The sequence below is a fragment of the Streptomyces sp. GD-15H genome, from assembly GCF_045291515.1.
Taxonomy (GTDB): domain Bacteria; phylum Actinomycetota; class Actinomycetes; order Streptomycetales; family Streptomycetaceae; genus Streptomyces.
Genome location: NZ_CP149447.1, coordinates 1266967 through 1285370 on the forward strand (window position 1 = coordinate 1266967; position 18404 = coordinate 1285370).

Sequence of the window (18404 nt, forward strand, 5' to 3'; positions counted from 1 at the left end):
TTGAGTGGCAAGTACGGGATCGACGGTGTCCTGCGCCACAACCGTCACAGAGTAGCGTTCGACCTGGCGAGCCGGCTCGCCACGGTTGAGTGCCCGTTGGTCCGAATTCCGTGCTTGAGGCCGATGGTGACGTCGGCGATGTCGGGGTTCCCGCCGAAGTCCCCTATGCTCGCGAGGCAGTTGGTATGAACAGTGCATTTGGGGGCGCGGAGCACATGGCCGACGAGATCAAGTACGAGTACAAGACCGTGCAGACCGTTCGCGGCACCGACGGCTTGGTGATCTCGAGGATGCAGAAGGACGGCTGGGAGTTCGTGGAACAGACCCAGGGCACGCTTCGCTCCACCCTCGACTTCCGTCGGCCGAAGAAGCCTCAACCGTGGCTCCTGATCGGTGCGGCGGCCGCCGTGCTCGTGATCCTGACCATCGTCATCGGCACTGCCTCCGCCCTCAGCGACGGAGGCGAGAAGAAGGACGAGTCAGCCAAGCCGACGGCCGCTGCGAGCGAGAAGCCTTCCGCTACGCCGACTCCGACCGCGGCCGAGTCGGCTGCCGCTGAGGTGATCACGCCTGAGAACAACCCGGAGTTCGCGGCGCTGCTGAAGACGGCGGACACCTGCGACGGCGCGAACGTGGACTTCGCGACCAGGTATGAGGGCCAGACAATCGCGTTCAACGGTTCGATCGTTCACATGGCGCCCCACGGTGACTACGACACCCGCTACGACTTCCTCCTGGGCCCTGGCGACAAGGGGCCGAACACGACGGTCGGCCCGGCCTTCAAGTTCGAGGACGTCAACGTCTTTGAATTGAAACTGACCAGCAAGGAGATCCCCGCCACCGTCGGTGTAGCCGACAAGTTCCGCTTCGTCGCCGAGGTGGGCGAATTCAACGCGGTCCAGTGCCTCTTCTACCTCGACCCGATCTCGACGGAAACCCGGTAGTCAAGAGGGGCAGCCGCGTCATCACGGACCAGCGTGCCCGGCTATCTTCTCAGCGGTGATCATCTCCAGATTCCATTGAGGACAAGGGCGGCACGGGCGATGTCGCTGATCCTGCTGGGGTTGAGGGTGACGTGCTGCAGGGCGCGTGGGCGTTGCTTGAGTTCCGCAGCGGCGCGTTCGCCGAGTGCGCGGATGCTTCTGATCAGGTCGTTTGTGGTTCGCGTGTCCACGTGCAGGGCCTGACCGAACTGACACATGGGGTGCCGAACCGGGACGTGGGTCCTGATCCCGGCACCTGACTCTGTGAACCGGCTTGACCGTCACCACAGAGCGCTGCTGGAATCACTCTCTGTACAAGCAACAGGGCGGGAAGTGGAGTCACATGGCGGCGCTCGACAACGTGAAGCTCAAGGACGTACTGGCGGACGTCGCCTCGGGCTCCTTACAACTGCCCGACTTCCAGAGGAACTGGAAGTGGGACGACGATCGGATCCGGGCGATCATCGCGACGGTCACGCTGGACTATCCGCTCGGCGTCGTGATGACGCTGCAGACCGGCGGCGCCACCCGGTTCCGCTCCCGGACCCTCACCGGTGCACGGCCGGACGGGGATCCGGCGGCCGACCTCCTGCTGCTGGACGGGCAGCAACGTCTCACCTCCCTCTTCCAGTCCCTGTGGCAGGACGCCCCGGTGGAGACGGCGGACGCCCGGGGCAAGCCCATCCAGCGGTGGTACTACGTCGACATCGCGAAGGCCGTGGGGCAGGCTGCGGACCGCGACGAGGCCATCGTGTCCGTCCCGGCCGACAAGGTGCTCCGGACGGACTTCAACCGCACCGTGGTGCTGGATCTGAGCACCACCGAGGCCGAGTGCGCGGCCGGCCTCTTCCCCCTCCACTTCGTCTTCGACGCCCAGCGCGTCAACGAGTGGAAGAAGGCGTACATCAAGGCCGACGAGGACCGGAACTGGGACCTATGGGGCCAGTTCGACGAGGCGGTCCTCCAGCAGGTCCGCGCCTTCCAGGTGCCGATGATCCGGCTGGCCGCCTCCACCTCCATGGACGCCGTCTGCGCGGTGTTCGAGCGAGTCAACACGGGCGGCGTGCCGCTGAACGTCTTCGAACTGCTCACCGCCACGTACGCCGGGGACCGCGACTACGTGGAGCGGACCGGGGACTACTACCAGCTTCCGGTGGTGTGGCAGGAAATCAAGCAGGCCCTGGCGAGCAAGTACCCGGTCTTCGGCCGCGTCGACAGCGGCCTGGAGAACGGGCTGAGCAGTATCGACTTCCTGCAGGCCATCGCGCTGGTACGCACCTGGGAGCGGAAGCAGGAGCGCGTCGGGACCACGGTCTCCTGCAAGCGCCGCGACCTGCTAGACCTGCCCCTTGCCGACTTCGTCCGCCTGGCGCCCAAGCTCGCCGACGCCTTCGCGTGGGTAGCCGACTTCCTGGAGCGGCAGTGCATCGTCCGCCCGGCCGACCTGCCGTACAAGACGCAGCTCGTCCCGCTCGCGGCCGTCCGCGCCATCCTCGACACGGGGACCGACGGTCCGGGGGCGGAGGAGAAGATCGAGCAGTGGTACTGGTGCGGGGTGCTCGGTGAGATGTACGGCGGCTCCACGGAGACGCGCTTCACCAAGGACGTCGAACAGCTCGTCCCCTGGATCGCACAGGACGAGAGGGCGCCCGAGACGGTCACGGAGGCGTTCTTCTTCGCCGAGCGCCTCGACACCCTCAGCACCCGCAACAGTGCCGCCTACAAGGGGATCTACGCCCTGCTGATCAAGCAGGGGGCGGTGGACTGGCACCACACGGACGCTCCGCTCAGCCCCGGAAGGCTGGACGAGTACGGCGTGGACATCCGGCAGATCTTCCCCAAGACGTGGTTCCGGCGGGGCAACAGCGAGGGCCTGCCCACGGGTTCGATCGTGAACAAGACCCCCTTGTCCTATCGTGCGGCGATGGACATGACGGGGGCGCCGTCGTCGTACCTGTCCACGATGATCGCCGCGTCCGACATGCGTCCCGAGTGGTTCGACGACGTCCTGTCCACCCATCTGATCGATCCGGACGCGTTGCGCGAGAACGACTACGAGCGCTTCTACCGCGACCGCTCCAAGCAGTTGCAGGACCTGGTGCACTCCGCCATGGGCAAGAAGACGATGCTCCGCGACCTGCCGGAGGCGGACGTCCGATGACGACCAGGTCTCACGAGCGGGACGTCGCCTCACTCAAGGGCAGGACCGTGTCCGTGCAGGAGATCCTCGACCTGTTCCAGGTCAGGGTCCGCGACCACCGGACGGTGCACCGCATCTCGCAGGCGTTCACGGACGCCGGGCTGACCACGCTGCCGGACTTCGCCGTCTGCGGTCTGCGCAGCAGCGTCGACGTCGTGCCGCTGGCGTCTGTTCCCGCACAGCGGGCGCCGGCCGGTGCGGGCGACGAGGCCGACGCGACGGACGACGCCCTGCCCTCGCACGCCCTGCCGCAGCGGTTGCTGCTCGGCGACATCCCGTCGGCACGACGCGGCGTGGTGTCCGTGGGCCCCGGCACGCCCCTGTCCCAGACGACCTTCCTGATGCGCACGAAGGGCCTCTCCCAAGTGCCGGTGACCACCGGCATGGCGCAGGTCCACGGGGTCGTCACCTGGGGGTCCGTGGCCAAGATGTACGAGGCCGGGAAGCCGGCCACCCTGGACAACGCGATGGAGAAGGACTCCCTGCCCGTCGCCGACGCCCGCCAGGAGTTCTTCACCGCCCTCCCGGTCGTCCGCGAGCACGGCTACCTGCTCGTCCGCGGCGACGACGGCTGCCTCTCGGGCACCGTCACCGCCGCGGACGTCACGGAACGCTTCGAGGGGGCGGCGCGGCCCTTCTTCATCGTGGGCGAGATCGAGTCGCTGCTGCGCCGCTGCCTGGGCGCGGCACTGGACACGGAGGCCATCAAGGCGGTCCAGACGAACAAGAAACCGGAGCATCGCACCGGCCAGGTGTCGGACCTCATGTTCGGCGACTACCTGAGGCTCCTGGACGGCGACCAGACGAAGCAGTCGTTCGCCGAGCGGGCCGACCGCAACTGGGAGGCGTTGAAATGGCCGAACATGCCCCGGGAGCAGTTCGTCGGCCTGCTGAAGCGGGTGAAGGACATCCGTAACCGGATCGCCCACTTCGACGAGAAGCCGCTTCCGCAGGAGATGATCGACGAGCTGACGACCTTCGCGAAGGTGCTGCGGGCGTTCGCGTCGTGAGGTAGCGGGGCGGGACTGCTCCTCAGTACGGGCACGCGATCTCGGCCCACACCGTCTTCGTGCAGGTGTCCCGTACCTCGCAGCCCCAGCGTTCGGCGTACGCCGCCACCAGGAGCAGTCCCCGTCCCGAGTCCGCTTCGAGTGAGCGGACCTCGGCGGCGGGGACTGTCGGCAGTAGCCGTTCGGGGCGCGCGTCAGTCACCTCGACACGAACATGCCCCGGGAGCCGCAGCAGGGAGAACCTGAAGTCCCGCCCCGGCAGTCGGCCGTGGGTGACGGCGTTGGCGACCAGTTCCGCCGTGACGACGGCGACGGTGTGGGACACCTCGCTGTCGTACGGGACTCTCCAGACCGCGAGCTGTTGCACGGCGAGACGGCGGGCGAGGCACGCCCCGCGTCCGGTGCCTCCGAGACAAGCTCTGGAGGCACCCGGAGCCGTGTCCTCAGCCCGCTCCGAGGGCGAACTGCTCACGCAGCAGCGCCTCGTGGAGTCGCAGCGTGCGGCCGTCCGGCAGGGTCTCCAGGACCTGTACGCCGTCGTAGTTGAGGAGTTGCCGCAGGACGGCGGCGAAGCCGTCGCCCCGGGTGACGGGCATGCCTGCGCGCTGGGCGAGCGCGGTCACGGGCAGGGTGCCGCCCGCGTCCAGCAGGGCGGCGAGCGCCTTGTGGACCTGCTCCTGCTGCGGCTTGCGGGCCAGTCCGCCGAGCTGCGCCTGGTACGTCTCCGAGTCGAGCAGTGCCGTCACCAGCGTTTCGGTCCGGGAGACGACGGTCGGGGTGAGGAGGGCGTCGTCTCCCCCGGCCGCCAGCGCCACGTCGAAGAGCGCCTCGTGCATCCGGGCGACCTCTGCCTGCTCCTTCTTGGCCTTGCCCGTCGGCTTCTTGGGAGCGGGAGCCGTTGCGGCCACCGGCCGGGCGGCGCGCTCGTTCGGCAGCGGGGCCTTGCCGGCCTCCTCCGGGGCCCACCAGGTCGGCCGCTGGTCGCCCAGTTCCCGCCATCCCTTGGGCGGCTCCGCGCCGAACGGCAGGAAGGCCAGCACCGGGATGGTGACCTCGGCGAGGGATGCGCCTCCGTGGTAACCGGCTTTGAGGGCGGTGTACCGGGAGTCGGCGTCCCACAGGGCGACGACGGACGCGCCGGGTTCGGGCCAGACCACGCGCGGCCCGGACAGTGCGATCTCGCGTTCCGCGAGCGGGCCGCCGCCGGGCAGGCGGTGGCGGGCGGAGGCGGGGTCGGCGGCGGTGTCGACCTTCGTGCCGTGCCGGTCGACGACGTGGCCGTGGTCGCTGGTGACGACGACCGCCATGCCCTGGGTGGCCGCCACCCGCAGCAGGTCGCGCAGGCCGGGCACGTCGTCGATCCGCCAGGCGCCGTCGCCGAGCTTCTGCTCCTTGGCGAGCCGATCGTCGATGGCGTTGAGGACGACGGCGACGTGGGTCCTTCCGTCGGCCAGTGCCTCCGTGAGCGCCGGGCCGAAGGTGTCGCCCGCGGTCTCGGTGCGCAGGTCGTCCTTGTGGAACACGGCGGCCGGGGCCCCGCCCCACAGCTTCAGTGCGGGGAAGAGCCGCTTCTCGTCGGCCTGGGTGCCCTTCATCAGCGTGCCCGCGAAGAGCGAGGTGCGGGACACGGCCGTCACCGTGGGCAGGGCGGCGGCCATCGCCCGGCGGCGCGGGGCATTGCCCTCGGGCAACGGATCGAACTCTGCCCAGGAGCGACGCAGTTCCTCCCCGAGTTCGTTCGCGATGGCCGCGCTCATGCCGTCGAGCACGAGCAGCAGCACCCGCCGCTCCTCCCCGCGCCGCACGGCCGGGCCGACCACGCGGTCGAGGAAGGTCTCGACGGTGAACATGGAGCCGGGCTGGGTGCCGGCCTGCGTCCAGACGGCCAGGGAGCGTGCGAAGGACGCGTCGATCTGTCGCCGTCGGTCCCTGACGCGCGTGCCGAGGGTGTCGTAGGCGGCCTTGAGGACGGGGTCCGGGTCGCCGCCGGCTTCGATGTGCTCCAGGGCGAGGTCCGCCCAGCCGGTCTCGGCGATGTGCCGCTGTATGGCGTCGGCGACGGTGGGGGCGTCGGCGGGCGGGTCGGTGGCCAGCCAGCGGGCGAGGCGCTGACCCATGCGGGCGCGTTCGATACGGGCGGACTCTTCCGACTCGGCGGCGAGCCGGTGGTCCTCCAGGCGGCGGACGGCGTCCGTCACCGCGGCCGTGTCGCCCGCCGCCAGGGCTTGGCCGACGGCGGTGAACCGGGCCTCGAGTCCGCCGCGCAGGACGGGGCTCGCGGCCATGGCCTCCTCCGCGCCGAACTGGCGGGCCAGCGCGGACGCCCGGTCGAGCACGATGCCGGTGGTGCGGCGTGCCTCACGGGCCTGGTCGGCGTCGGTGCCTCCGATGCGGTGTCCGGCCGCCAGCAGCGTGGCCACGTACTCCTCGGCGGCCCGCCCGAAGACGGTCACCAGGACGTCGAGCTGGTCACCGACCGCCGGGGGTTGGTCACCGAGGTAGCGTTCGGCGCGGCCCCGGGCCCGGTAGGTCTCGGGGGCGGGCTCGGCGTGCTGCCACAGGGCCGCGCACACGAGGCCGAAGGCGGCGGCGTCCGCGCCGCGTTCGGCGTCGACGAGGGCGAGCAGGGCGCGGCCGGCGAGTCCCGCCTGGTCCTCCTCACCGAGGAAAGCGGCCAGTCCGGCGCGTTCGGGGCCGCGCAGGGCCAGGAGCCGTTCGGGGGCGCCGGGCCGGGTCGACCAGTGCAGCAGGGCCTGGGCGTCGAGCCGGTCGTCACCGGGGCGGCGCTGGCCGCCCTCAGTGTCGTAGCGACCCAGCCGCAGACGACGCTGGGCGAGCGAGGTGAGGGCGTACTGGCGGGATAGCCAGCCGCCGGGCACGGCCGACCAGCCGCCGGGCGGGGTGGCGTCGAGGAGTGCCTCGGCGGCCCAGTTGACGTCCTTAAGCCGGGGGTCTATCTGCCGGGCGCCGAACGCCTCGCGGACGACGTCCCAGCTGTCGACCGTGTCGATGCGCAGCTTGTGGACGCGGGCGAGGATCGCCGGGTCGAGTTCGTGCTGCTCCCGGTCGGTGAGGACGACCAGGACGGCGGGGCCGGGACGGCGGCCCGCAAGGTGGTCGAGGACGAGTTCGTGGACGGCGAGCGGCGACGGCGCGACCGCGACGCCGGCCGTGCGGCCCTCGCCCCAGACGGGTTCGGCGGGGCCGTCCCACTGGGGTGCGGACCGCAGTAGCACGACCCGGCGCCGCCCCTGCTCCTCCCCCGCCAGGGAGGAGGCCAGGTGCGTCTGGGAGGACAGGTACTGGGTGACGGTCGCGGTGTTCAGTCGGACTGCGCCTGGTGCGGCGGTGGCGGTGTCCGTCATTCGATGACCTGCCAGGTGATCTCGATGGCCGCGTTCGGGTGGCGGTCGGCCAGTTCGGCCAGCTCAGCGCCGAGGTCGGCGGCAGCCTGGGACACAGTCGTACTGCGGCGCCCGGACTTCCGCGCCGTACCGCCGCCGCTCGCCGAGGAGGGCGTCTCCTGAGTCTGGGTGTAGGAGATGCGGGGGTCGCTGGACGGGGTGTTCAGAGGCAGGTCGTCGGCCCGGTCCTGTGGTGTGACGGGTGCGGGCGGCGGGGTGGCGGCGGCCTGGCTGCGCTTGATCAGGGCGACGACCTCGCGCTGGGTGCGGGCGAGCGTGTCGCGCAGATCGGTGGTGCGCTGGTCGTCGCGGGCCACGTTGCGCAGCGAGTCGAGCAGCGCCTCGCCCTCGGGGCCGAGTCCGGCGGCGAGCTCCAGGGTGCTCCAGGGGGCGGATGCGACGGCCTCCGCGACCGCGCGGGCCTTCTTGATGGAGGTGCCGTACCGGTCGGCGCTGGTCTCGCCCAGGTCGAAGGAGGCGAGGGCCTCCACGGTCTTCTTCGCCCCGGCCGCGCCCTTGCCGGCCTCCGCCGTCAGCGCGTCCAGCAGTTCCAGGGAGCGTCGGGCGAGGGCGAGTCGTCCTGTGTCGGCGGTCTGGTCGAGGCCGAGGAAGGAGGCGTGGGCCTCCAACTGGTGCACCAGGTCGGCCGCGTGGTCCCGGTGGCCGCGGGCGGCCTCGATGATCTGGCGGGCGAACTGGTTGACCATCCGGCCGCGCCGCAGCGCGGGTGGCTTCGCCCCGAAGATCGTTTCGAAGCGCTGCCGTGCGGTGTCCCAGTCGGTCTCGGCGGGCAGCGGCTGGCTGCGCAGCGCGTCGTGGTCCTTGATCGCGGACACTTCGGGCGCGGGGTCGAGGACGGTTCCACCGCGCACCCACACCCGGTCGTCCATCTCGGCGAAGGCGGCGACGACGAGCCGGGCGAGGAAGTCGGGCAGGCCGCGCGGGTCGGGCTGGTCGGTCCAGTCGGTGAGCGTGATCAGGGACAGGTCCCCGGTGACGCCCTGGGAGCGGGCGAGCTGCCGGAAGTGGTCGGGCCAGTAGCGGGACAGCTCGAAGTACGCCTCCTTCTGCTGCCCGAGGCGCAGCGGTCCGGCGATGCGCTGCATGAGCTTGCGGTCGGCGGCCGGGACCTCCACCCGCCCGTCGCGCGCCTCGGCGGCGGCCCGGACATGGGTGAACACCTTCTTGGTGTCGGCGGGCCTGACGGCGATGCCGGTGGCGTCGGGGTCGAGGTCGGGGTGGGCCGGGTACTGGTGGACGAGCAGCTTCCCCGCGACGTGCCGGATGCCGTCGCGCAGGCTCTGCCCGAAGGAGAGGGTGAGCCCGTCGACGTCGGGCAGTGCGACGAGGTGGTCGTCGAAGTCGGGCACGACGTCGGCGGCCTGCTTCTGGGCGAGTCCGTACGCCTGCTTGAAGGCGCCCTTGACCTGCTTGAGCAGGGCCTCGCGCTGGGTTTCGAGGAGGCCCTTGGCGCGGCTGCGGTTGTCGGCGTTGAGGTGGCCGGCGTACTGGGTGTCGAAGCGGTGCTCGTCGGCGAGGGCCTTGTCGATGACGACGAGGCGCCGGAAGTCCTGGAAGCGCTGCGCGGACAGGTGCGCGGGCAGCCAGGCGATAGTGCGGGACCGCTCACCCTGCTGGCGCTCGCGCAGCCGCTGGATGCGGTTGACGTCCTCGACCGGGCCCCACTCGCCCTCGTCGAAGGGGAGATCTATGGCGATCCGCCAGCGGCCCTCCTCCTGCGGCATCAGGTCGTGGTCGGGCAGCTCGTCCTCGTCGGCGACGTTCCCAAAGACGATCTCGGCGGTGCGGGCGGTGCCGCGCCAGGTGAAATTGAGCTGGTCGCTCAACTGACCGTGCTCGACGCCCAGTTCCTCGGACAGCAGGCGGCGGGCGAGCGCGACCCGGTTGCCGGGGTTGTCGTTGACCTGGGCGTTGGCGATGACGGAGTCCACGTCGACGCCGGAGAGTTCGAGGCGGACGCCGGGATTGGCGTCGGTGCCGGTCTCCTTGATCTCGGGGAACCTGGCCGCCCACTCGGCGACCTTGTTCTTGATGATGCCGACCTCGGCGCCCGGGATGGGAGCGAGGACCGACCCGTGGTTGAGCGCCCCGAGCCGCCGGATGGTCAGTTCGGACAGCGCGGGCACGCTGGGCGCGAGCGCGGACAGCAGCAGCGTGCACACGAGCCGGTTGTCGCCGACGAACATCCGGCAGCCGCCCAGCCGCTTCGGGTCGGTGAGGGACTCGGGCCGGTTGCGGTACTGCTCGACGTCGTCCTCGGTGATGTCGTACGAGCTGAGCAGGTAGGGCCGCAGCTTGGTCTTGTAGAGCTTGTCGGCGGCCTCGAAGACGACCTTCAGGCTGTCGGTGAACGGCTTGTCGCCGCCCTTGGCGATCACCGGGTAGAGGTCGCCGACGGGGACGAGCTGGCCGAGGCGGATCTCGTCGCGGTGGTCGGCGAGGAGTTCGCCCATCAGCTTCAGACCGGTGCGGGAGCGCTGCAACGCGGACGAGATGTGGACGAGGGTGTCCATGAACGCCGGAGAGAACGGGTACGTCAGCCGGAACGACTCCGCGTCCGCGCCGGTCGTGCCCTTCTCCGAGCCGAGCAGGGTGTCCCAGACCTGCGGGCCCACCCGCCTGGTCTGCTCGAAGGCGGCGTCGACCTGCTGGGCCGCCTCGGCGTCCTTGGGCTTGAGGAGGCGGGCGTGGGCGATCTGCGGGAGGTTGCGGTCCTCCAGGGTGATCTTGTCGAACCGTCCGGAAGCCAGGTTCAGGGTGTCCTGGATGGAGGACTCGGCCGCACCGGACACCTCCTCGCCGACCAGCTCGCGCAGGTCCCGCTGGCGGGCGATGAACGACACGACGGGGATGGCGCGGCGGGCGTCGCCGCCCTCCACGAAGTTCGTGATCTTGCTGGCCTCGCGCGCCACGAACTTCTGGTCGTGGATGAGGGTGGCCAGCCACAGGATCAGCTCGTCCATGAACAGGATCAGGCCGTCGTAGCCGAGCGACTTGGCGTGCTCGGCGATGACGGACAGACCGGCGTCCAGGGAGACGAAGCCGTGCTCGTCCTCGGCGGCGTTCCGGGTGAAGCCGGGGAGGAGGTTGGTGCCGGCGTCGTTGACCAACTTGGCGCGCAGCTCGGCCGGGGTGGAGGGGTTGGTGAGGTTGAGCGGGACGCCCGCCTCGTGGTTCTCCTCGGCGGCGAGCGCGGTGTCCAGGAGCTGCGGGGTCCAGGCGAAGCCCTCGCCCCACTCGTCCTCCTCCCCGCCGTCCGCGTCGCTGCCGCCCAGGCCGCGGATGACCGCCTCGTCGCCCGTGCTGGCGCGCAGCGCGCGGATGTCGGCGAAAAGGGAGTCGGTCCGGTACACCTGCGGGGTCGGGGCCTCCGGGTGCAGCTTCTTGACGTGGTGCACGTACCCGCCGAGCACCCGCTGCTCCAGGGCCTTCGCGCCGAGCATGTGGTACGGCACGAGCAGGAACCTCTTGCCGTCCGTGGTCAGCCACTCGTGCTTGGTCAGCACCGGGTCGAACTCGGTACGGGCACGGGCCGCCGGGTCGCCGCTGAGCAGCGCGTACAGCACGGCCATGAAGTGCGACTTACCGGAACCGAACGAGCCGTGCAGGTAGGCCGCCTTGGAGCGGTGCCCGTCGAGCGAGGACTTGATAAGCGCCAGCGCCTCGTCGAAGTTCTCCAGCAGCCGCTCGGTGACGACGTAGTCCTTGAGCGCGTGCTGGGCGCCCTCGGGCGTCGTCGCCTCGGCGAGGGACAGCACGAAGTCCGAGGTGGAGATGGACTCCTTGATGTCGATGACATCGCGGAGGAGGGGCGGCTGGGCCATTGCGGGTCTCGCTCTCCCTGACGGTGGTCGGTGCTGCTGCTCGTATGCGGTGTCGTACGGGGTCCGCCGCCCGGGCCCGAGGCCGGTCCGAGCGGTGGGGCGGGGATCAGGGGTACGGATGACCGGTGCGGCGGACCGGCCGTCCTGGCCGGTGGCGAGGACGGAACCGGTCACGCGGTGACCGGACGGGAACGGCGCTCACGGCATCGGCCGGGTCAGGTGGGACGGGTTCGCGTCGTCTGCACTCTTCGTCCCCCTCGCACTGAACGTCACCCGTACGGCCTGCGCACAGCACCCTACATCGGTACCCCCCATCGGCCCCGTGCCGTATGTCCTCGCGCACCGTCCGTGCGGGCCGCTCCCGTTCCGCCGTCAGCACTACGGCCGCCATCGCCCCGACCGGTAGGCGTCCAGCAGGTCCGGCTCGCGACCGTGAAGGGGTGTTCGGGGCCCAGGCCGCGTTCCCGCCGCTCGACGACGTCGGTCATCAGCGCGATCCCCTCCTCCACGTGTCCGAGCGCGGCCCGGGTCCGGGAGAGGAGTTGCCGGGCGGCGAGCACGATCGGGTACTCGGGCCCGAAGCGCCGCACATACGTCCCGGCGACCCGCCGGATCTCACGGTCGGCCTCGTCGAAGCGGCCCAGGAGGTACAGCGCCCACGCGTGGTTGTGCCGGGCGCCGAGTGCCACGGTGTGGTCGGGGCCGAGGAGCCGATCGCATTCCGACGGCAGCGTGAGCAGTGCGCCGCCTTCCTCGGTGACCACTTCGGCGGCGGGCAGCATCTCCAGCAGGCCGGCGCGGGCCCGCAGGGTCAGCGGATGCGCGGGGCCCAGCGCCGAGCGCCGCCCGGCGACGGTGTCGCGGAGCAGCGCGACGGATTCCTCACGTCTGCCGAGGTTCGCCAGCACGAGCTGGAGCCCGTAGCCGCTGTCCGCGGTGTCGGGGTCGTCGGCGCCGAACAGTCCCTCCTGGGCGTCCCGGACCGCGCGGAGCGCCGTCTCGGCTTCGGCGTACCTGCCCAGCCGGAACAGTGCCCGCCCTGCCCTGGAGCGGGCGGCGAGGACCGTACGGTGGTCCGCGCCGAGGTGTCGCTGTGCGAGGTCCGCCGTGGTGCGGGCGGTCTCCTGGGCGGAGAGGTAGTCACCGGTCCGGTGCAGGGCGACCGACAGGCGCGTCGCGACGGCCAGGGCGTCCGCGGCGGACGGTCCGCCGACGTGCCTCAGCAGGGCCAGCGCGTGAGGTACCAGCAGGCGCAGTCGCGGATCGTGCGGCCCCGCGTCGGGTACGCCGGGCACGGCCGCGTCGAGCAGGCGGACGGCTGTCGCGTCGAGGGTCAGCTGCCCGGTCGGGCCGAGCGGGTCCGTCACGGGGCGACCGCACGTACGAGGAGCGTCCCGATGTGCCCCGGCTGAGGCGCGTCGAGCACCCACGCGGCGGCCGTGGCGAACCCGGCTCGGGTGAGCAGGCGCTCCCAGACGGCCGGCCGGTAGCTGTAGCGGTAGGTGAACATCGCCTTTCCGGCGAAGCCTCCCTTGTACATGCCCTGCGGCCCGTACGCGCCGGGGATGGCCGGCGGCTGCGAGAACACGAAGACACCGCTGGGCCTGAGCCTCTGGCGGACAAGGGGGAAGAGACGGCTCGGGTCGGTGAACCAGGCGGCTCCGAAGATCGAGTAGACCGCGTCGTACACCTCTTCGTGCTCGCTCAGGTACTCCAGCACCTCGGAGCGCACGAACTCCGCGCCGGTGCCGTCCCATTTCGTAGTGGTCTTCTCCACCATGACGGGAGACAGGTCGACGCCCCGAGCGACGATGCCGCGCTCGGCAAGGTGGGCGAGGGCGCGGCCTGTGCCGCAGCCGATCTCCAGCACGCGGCGCGGGTCGCCCAGCAGCTCCGGTCCGGGTCCGTGACCGGCGTACTGGGTCCAGCAGAAGCTCGGCTCCGCGTCTTCCTTGAAGGCGGAAGCGGCGAACGTGTCCCACAGCTCCGTCTCGACGGCGATGTCGTGTTGTGCGGGCAAGGCGATTCCTCTTCGCAGGGGCCGGCCCCTGTCCTCCCGGGGGAACTGACGACAGGGGCCAGGGTAGGGCCGTTCAGTGGCTGTCGGGGACCTTGTTGTCACACGGTGAGCAGTCCGTGCCGTCGATCGCCCACAGCTCCTCGTCGATGTCGAAACCGATTGACTTCAGGAAGTCCGCCGAGCGCAGGCACAGGCCGTCACGACGGCGCTCGATGAACGGGGCGTGGTGCTTGTAGCGGCCCTCGTTGTACGCGTCACAGAGGGCCCACCACACAGGCGTGTCAAGGATGAGCTGGTGCACGCCGATGTCGACGAGCTTGCCGACCCCGAGATGAACCTCCGGGTGCTCCATGCAGCCGATGGTGTACATGACGGCGTTGCCGAGGATGCGTTCGGCCATGTCGCGGACCATCGTGTGGTCGCGCAGCAGCAGGGCCACCTCGCGGTCCCAGAGGGTCATGCCGCCATCCAGCACGTTGATCGTGAGGTGCCTGATCCAGGGCTGAACGGCGTTGAGGAGTTCCTTCGGGTCCCGCGTGCGGGTGCTCAGGGGTCGGTCGAGGGTGACGGTCATGGACTGCTCCTTCGTGGGATGGTCGTGCCGAGCCGCTGCGAGCCCGTCCCGCCTGTCAATCCCCGACTGGACGGACGGCACGGGCGCCTGATGGATCCCGCTTCAGCGAGGACTACCGACTGACCTGGATGAAGCGGGTGACTTGCCCATGAGCAGGACGCTAAAAGCGGAGCACCGACTGGCGGTACACTGTTTTCTCGAATTTGCTCGCCGTGGGCGCGAGATTGTCGGCGTTTTCTGCTGAACCCTGCCTGACTCTGTAGTGCCGGGCCGGACCACCGACCATGCTGAGGGAATCAACACCCCGCGAAAGGGAGAGCGTCCATGGTTCGTCGGTTGCGCTTCACCGGCACGGACAGCAAGGTCGACGGTTGCCCCGCCCTGCACACGGACGAAGGCACCGGCGAAATCATCGTTCAAGGCACGCCCGTCACGGACCCCGAAGACCTCGCACAGCTGCAGCACTTCGGAGTCGGCGAGGCAGCGGTGGCCGTGCCGCGCGAGCTGCTCGTGAACTGGGGACCGAAGGAGATGGAGCGGGTGCCGGAACTCGTGGACCGGTCCACCTTCCGCCTCCTGTTCGAGACCTTCGAGCACACCGCCTGGCGGCTGGAGACGCGGCGCGGCTACGCGTCGGACCGACAGGACCCCGACTTTCAGGCGTTCCTGACCAGCGGCTCGTCGCCCTGCGACCCCGACGAACCCTGGTTCGTCACCATCAAGGCCCAGACGGACGCCGGTAAGACGGTCGGCCGTGTGCGCATCGCCGATGACCCGCCCACCACAGAACAGCTGTTCCTGCTCGATTACGCCCGGCACAACGCCGCCTTCGGCGAGGACATCCGGTATCTGTGGCGCGAGGACGCCGCGCGAGCCGGCCTGCCCGCCGAGGACTTCTGGATCTTCGATTCACGGCTGGTCGCCCTGCTGCACTTCGGTGACGAGGACAACCTGCTCGACATCGAGCTGATCACCGAACCGGCTGAGGTCGTGCGGTACGCCATGGTGCGCGACGCGGCGATGCACCACGCCGTCCCGCGCGACCGGTTCGCCGCGCAGGTGGCCACGACCGAATAGCGCTTGACCGGTGAGCACTGACTATCAGCAGGCACGGGCGGCACTGGGTGCGCGGCTGCGCGAGCTCCGTTTCACGTGCCCCGGTGGTCGGCTCACCGGTCAGCAGCTCGCGCAGCGGCTCGGCTGGCCGGGCTCCAAGGTCAGCAAGCTGGAGAACGGCAAGCAGACGGCCACCCCCGAGGACCTGCGGGCGTGGGCCGACGCGACCGAGCAGCCGGGGGTGTACCCCGAACTCGCTGCCAGACTCGCCGGATTCGAGTCGCACATCAGGTCATGGCGCCGAGCGCTGGCGAACGGCTTCAAGCCCCTTCACGAGGGGCTGAGCGCCGAGATCGACCGCACCTCCGACCTGTGGATCTGGGAAGAGTCGGTGATCGCCGGATTGATGCAGACGCCGGAGTACGCCCGACATGTCATCCAGCGGTACTCGGAGCTGCTGGGCGGAGCCGACGACATCGAGGCAGCCGTCCGCTCCCGGGTGCAGCGCCAGCAATGGCTGTACCGGTCCGGGCGCAAGCTGCACGTGTTGATGTGGGAGGCCGCGCTACGGTCGCTGATCTGTCCACCCTCGGTGCTGGCGAGCCAACTCGACCGCCTCAACGGCATGATCGGTATGGACACGGTCGAGTTGGGTGTCATCCCCTTCACGGCGTCCGTCAAGATCGTGCCTGCCAACGGCTTCTGGGTGCTCGACGACCGACTGGTCGTCGCCGAGGACTGGCACGCCGAACTGTGGCTGGACGACGCCGACAACATCGCCTTGTACAAGAAGGTCTGGAAGACCCTCAACGAGTCGGCGGTGTACGGAGCCGACGCCCACAACCTCATCAACTCGGCCCGCCGATCCCTGAACCCACAGTGATGGCGTTGCGGGCGTGCGTCCGGGACAAAACGCATCACGAGCAGGCGTAGCGCCGGCGAACCCGGGCCCGCCCCTCAGCCGAAGACGGAAGGCCGCTCCCTGGGGCAGCCAGGAGGGCACTCGCGGCGTCAGGACCTGGGGTCCTCCAGCTTGACGGCAGCGGTGTCCGCGCCGTGCTGTTCAGCGTGTACTGAGGCGAAAGACTCGTGGTCTTCCACGACTTCGCCGTCCACGATCTCCCCCTCCACCACTCGGTGCGACGGTTCCGCCAGTGGCAGGCCGGCGAGGTGCTTCTTGAGCCTCTTGGCCATGGGAAGGTAGGTCGCAAAAGTGAGCCCGCCAGAGACGACCGCCCCGACGACAGGGATGGCCTTCGAGACGCTCTTCGCAAAGGACTGCTTCGTCATCTGGACGCCGAGGTAAGCCGCGACCTTCTTCACTATCGGGTAGACGACACCCTTGGTGAGTGCCTTCTGGGGCAGCTTCTTGGCGACCTGCTTCGACATCATCCCGGCGACCTTCCCCACGGCGGCGTTCGCCGACTGGGTGCCGAACATCACGCCGAAGAACAGCGTGAGCACCCCCATGGTCGCGTCATCGACGTCATCGCCCTCGTCGGAGAACAGATCGGGCCAGCTGTAGAGGTACGCGAGTTTCTGCGCGATACGCACCATGTGACCGAAGTACTGGGCCACGTCGGCGGGCACAGTGGCGGGGAGAGCGAAGATGCCGGGTATCCCGGCAGCGGCGGAGAGAGCGCTGACCTTGCCGGTTTCGAAGCGGATGGAGTCGTTGGCCGCCTTGTCGAGAACCTCGACAGGGATGCCCGCCGCAGCGGGGGTCTCTTCTATCGCTCTTCGGATGTCGTCCTCGGAGCAGTGGCGAGCCAGCGCACTTCGGAGATACGTCTCCCTGTTGATACGCACACCTGGAAGCTTGGCTGCCGCCAGCAGCACCGCGGAGAAGCGCGACTCGGGGGGCTCGATCTCTTTACCCTGTTTCATGGCAGGAACTTACAGTAGCTCCGCGCTCCAAGGGACAGCATCTATCAGCTCCGTTGGGACCTCGTTATGTGAGTGACGGTGGCGTGAGGGCTGGCTCCCTTCACGATGTCGATCGTCATCCGGGAAGGCGACCTCCGCCGAGAACCGGCCCCCTCCTCTGACCGGACGTTGACCGTCATGCCAGCCAGCGTCGGCGCGGCACCCGGCGAGCAGGGCGCGAGGGCTGCTGAAGGCGCTGCGGAGGCGGACACGCGCAGAGCCCTCGGCAAGCACATGCCCACCGAAGGCCCTGCCATCAGTGCCACCTCTGTCAGAGCGCCGCGAACTCGATGAACGCGGCCCACGCCGTGGGCTCTACGGCGAGTACGGCACGGGTTGTGTCCTTCGAGTCGCGGACGTGAACCCTGGCTGGGGCAGCGGCAACTTCGACACACTGACCGCCCTCAGCGCCGCTGTAGCTGCTCTTGACCCAGACAAGCGCAGGCGCGGGACCGCGCTTTGATTCAGCGTTCATCTCTCTCCCAACAGCTTCTCGATGAAGGCCAGGGACTCACTCGGGGTGAGGGCCTGCGCTCGGATGATCCCATAGCGCGCGGACAGCGCATGGACCGCATCTCGCTCCGTGACCAGTGTGCTCCGGCCTTGAGCCTCCATGTAACCGACCTGTTGCCCCTGCCTTGGCGTCAGCAAGGTGAACGCGCCATCCACACCAGCATTGTCCTGACGGTCGAGCGGCATCATCTGAAGCTCGACGTTCCGCTTTTGGCCAATCAAAAGCAACTGCTCAAGCTGTCCGCGCCATACCTGCTCACCGCCGAGAGGTCGCCGTGCAACCGGCTCTTCCATGACGAAGCTCAACAACGGGGCGGGCCACCTGTCAAAGACCTCCTGCCGTGCGAGCCGCGCTGCAACGCGCTGCTCGATGGTCGCCTCGTCCAGCAGTGGACGCCGCATCCCCAGCAGAGCCCGCGTGTACTCCTCTGTCTGCAACAGGCCGTTGACCACGTGGGTGTCGTACACGAAAAGCTCGACCGCCTCGGCCTCCAACTTGGCCGCATCCCGGAAGAACGCCGGATACTGAGCCCGAGCCACCTCCTCCTTGCTGGCGCTCAACACCCCACCCGCCTCCAGCACTTCATCGGCTCTGTCGATGAACTTCGGCGGCGGGATACGCCTTGCCTGCTCGAACGACGCGATCGTCGAGGCCGAGTACCCGGTCAGCGACCCGAGCCTCGCGCGGTCCAGACCCGCCCGCTCCCGAAACAGCTTCAACTGCCGCCCGAACACGCACAGCATGCCCGTCCCGACTTCGTACTCCGGCTGTTGAACCTCGTCGCCCACGCCGCAGCTCCTCTCGTACAACCGCCCAGTCAGCCAACTCGGGGCCCGGGAACCGGTCACGCCCAACACCATGTACAAGCGCAC

The 18404-nt window shown here is 69.6% G+C and carries 14 protein-coding genes; 5 read left to right on the top strand and 9 right to left on the bottom strand.

Features of this window, described 5'->3' with window-relative positions:
- Positions 1-110 precede the first annotated feature (110 nt).
- The 3 genes from WJ438_RS06270 (at position 111) to WJ438_RS06280 (ending at position 4193) form a co-directional block, all read left to right on the top strand.
- On the top strand, positions 111-944 hold the full coding sequence (locus tag WJ438_RS06270; RefSeq protein WP_406724313.1) for a DUF4839 domain-containing protein: 834 nt from the start codon (positions 111-113) through the stop codon (positions 942-944).
- A gap of 382 nt (positions 945-1326) precedes the next feature.
- On the top strand, positions 1327-3144 hold the full coding sequence (locus tag WJ438_RS06275) for a DUF262 domain-containing protein (RefSeq protein ID WP_406724314.1): 1818 nt from the start codon (positions 1327-1329) through the stop codon (positions 3142-3144).
- Positions 3141-4193 carry a CBS domain-containing protein gene (locus WJ438_RS06280; protein ID WP_406724315.1) on the top strand — a complete coding sequence of 351 codons (1053 nt, stop codon included), beginning with the start codon at positions 3141-3143 and terminating at the stop codon, positions 4191-4193. The genes WJ438_RS06275 and WJ438_RS06280 overlap by 4 nt, the downstream gene beginning before the upstream one ends.
- A gap of 22 nt (positions 4194-4215) precedes the next feature.
- On the opposite strand, the gene WJ438_RS06285 is transcribed toward WJ438_RS06280, so the two are convergent.
- The 6 genes from WJ438_RS06285 to WJ438_RS06310 all read right to left on the bottom strand — a co-directional run bounded on the left by WJ438_RS06285 (position 4216) and on the right by WJ438_RS06310 (position 14036).
- Positions 4216-4560 carry an ATP-binding protein gene (locus WJ438_RS06285; protein ID WP_406724316.1) on the bottom strand — a complete coding sequence of 115 codons (345 nt, stop codon included), beginning with the start codon at positions 4558-4560 and terminating at the stop codon, positions 4216-4218.
- 76 nt (positions 4561-4636) lie between these two features.
- Positions 4637-7558, bottom strand: a complete 2922-nt coding sequence (pglZ, locus tag WJ438_RS06290) for a BREX-2 system phosphatase PglZ (RefSeq protein WP_406724317.1) — start codon at positions 7556-7558, stop codon at positions 4637-4639.
- On the bottom strand, positions 7555-11442 hold the full coding sequence (locus WJ438_RS06295) for a phage resistance protein (RefSeq protein ID WP_406724318.1): 3888 nt from the start codon (positions 11440-11442) through the stop codon (positions 7555-7557). The genes pglZ and WJ438_RS06295 overlap by 4 nt, the downstream gene beginning before the upstream one ends.
- A gap of 296 nt (positions 11443-11738) precedes the next feature.
- Entirely contained in the window at positions 11739-12809 is a 1071-nt protein-coding gene (locus tag WJ438_RS06300; protein WP_406724319.1) for a tetratricopeptide repeat protein, read from the bottom strand.
- Positions 12806-13462 (bottom strand): class I SAM-dependent methyltransferase, encoded by a 657-nt coding sequence (locus WJ438_RS06305; RefSeq protein ID WP_406724320.1) that lies wholly within the window; start codon positions 13460-13462, stop codon positions 12806-12808. Before WJ438_RS06305 ends, WJ438_RS06300 begins: the two co-directional genes overlap by 4 nt.
- Before the next feature lie 73 nt (positions 13463-13535).
- Positions 13536-14036 carry a hypothetical protein gene (locus WJ438_RS06310; RefSeq protein WP_406724321.1) on the bottom strand — a complete coding sequence of 167 codons (501 nt, stop codon included), beginning with the start codon at positions 14034-14036 and terminating at the stop codon, positions 13536-13538.
- 324 nt (positions 14037-14360) lie between these two features.
- Here WJ438_RS06310 and WJ438_RS06315 point away from each other — a divergent pair, with 324 nt between their 5' ends.
- Complete coding sequence (locus WJ438_RS06315) at positions 14361-15113, top strand: DUF6879 family protein (RefSeq protein WP_406724322.1); 753 nt, start codon at positions 14361-14363, stop codon at positions 15111-15113.
- A gap of 10 nt (positions 15114-15123) precedes the next feature.
- Positions 15124-15975 (top strand): helix-turn-helix domain-containing protein, encoded by an 852-nt coding sequence (locus WJ438_RS06320; protein WP_406724323.1) that lies wholly within the window; start codon positions 15124-15126, stop codon positions 15973-15975.
- Positions 15976-16103: 128 nt separating this feature from the next.
- On the opposite strand, the gene WJ438_RS06325 is transcribed toward WJ438_RS06320, so the two are convergent.
- The 3 genes from WJ438_RS06325 to WJ438_RS06335 all read right to left on the bottom strand — a co-directional run bounded on the left by WJ438_RS06325 (position 16104) and on the right by WJ438_RS06335 (position 18320).
- Positions 16104-16979, bottom strand: a complete 876-nt coding sequence (locus WJ438_RS06325; protein ID WP_406724324.1) for a hypothetical protein — start codon at positions 16977-16979, stop codon at positions 16104-16106.
- 310 nt (positions 16980-17289) lie between these two features.
- Positions 17290-17493 carry a DUF397 domain-containing protein gene (locus WJ438_RS06330; protein WP_406724325.1) on the bottom strand — a complete coding sequence of 68 codons (204 nt, stop codon included), beginning with the start codon at positions 17491-17493 and terminating at the stop codon, positions 17290-17292.
- The gene (locus WJ438_RS06335) at positions 17490-18320 is read right to left on the bottom strand and encodes a helix-turn-helix domain-containing protein (protein WP_406724326.1); all 831 of its coding nucleotides are present in this window, start codon (positions 18318-18320) and stop codon (positions 17490-17492) included. Before WJ438_RS06335 ends, WJ438_RS06330 begins: the two co-directional genes overlap by 4 nt.
- Positions 18321-18404 lie beyond the last annotated feature (84 nt).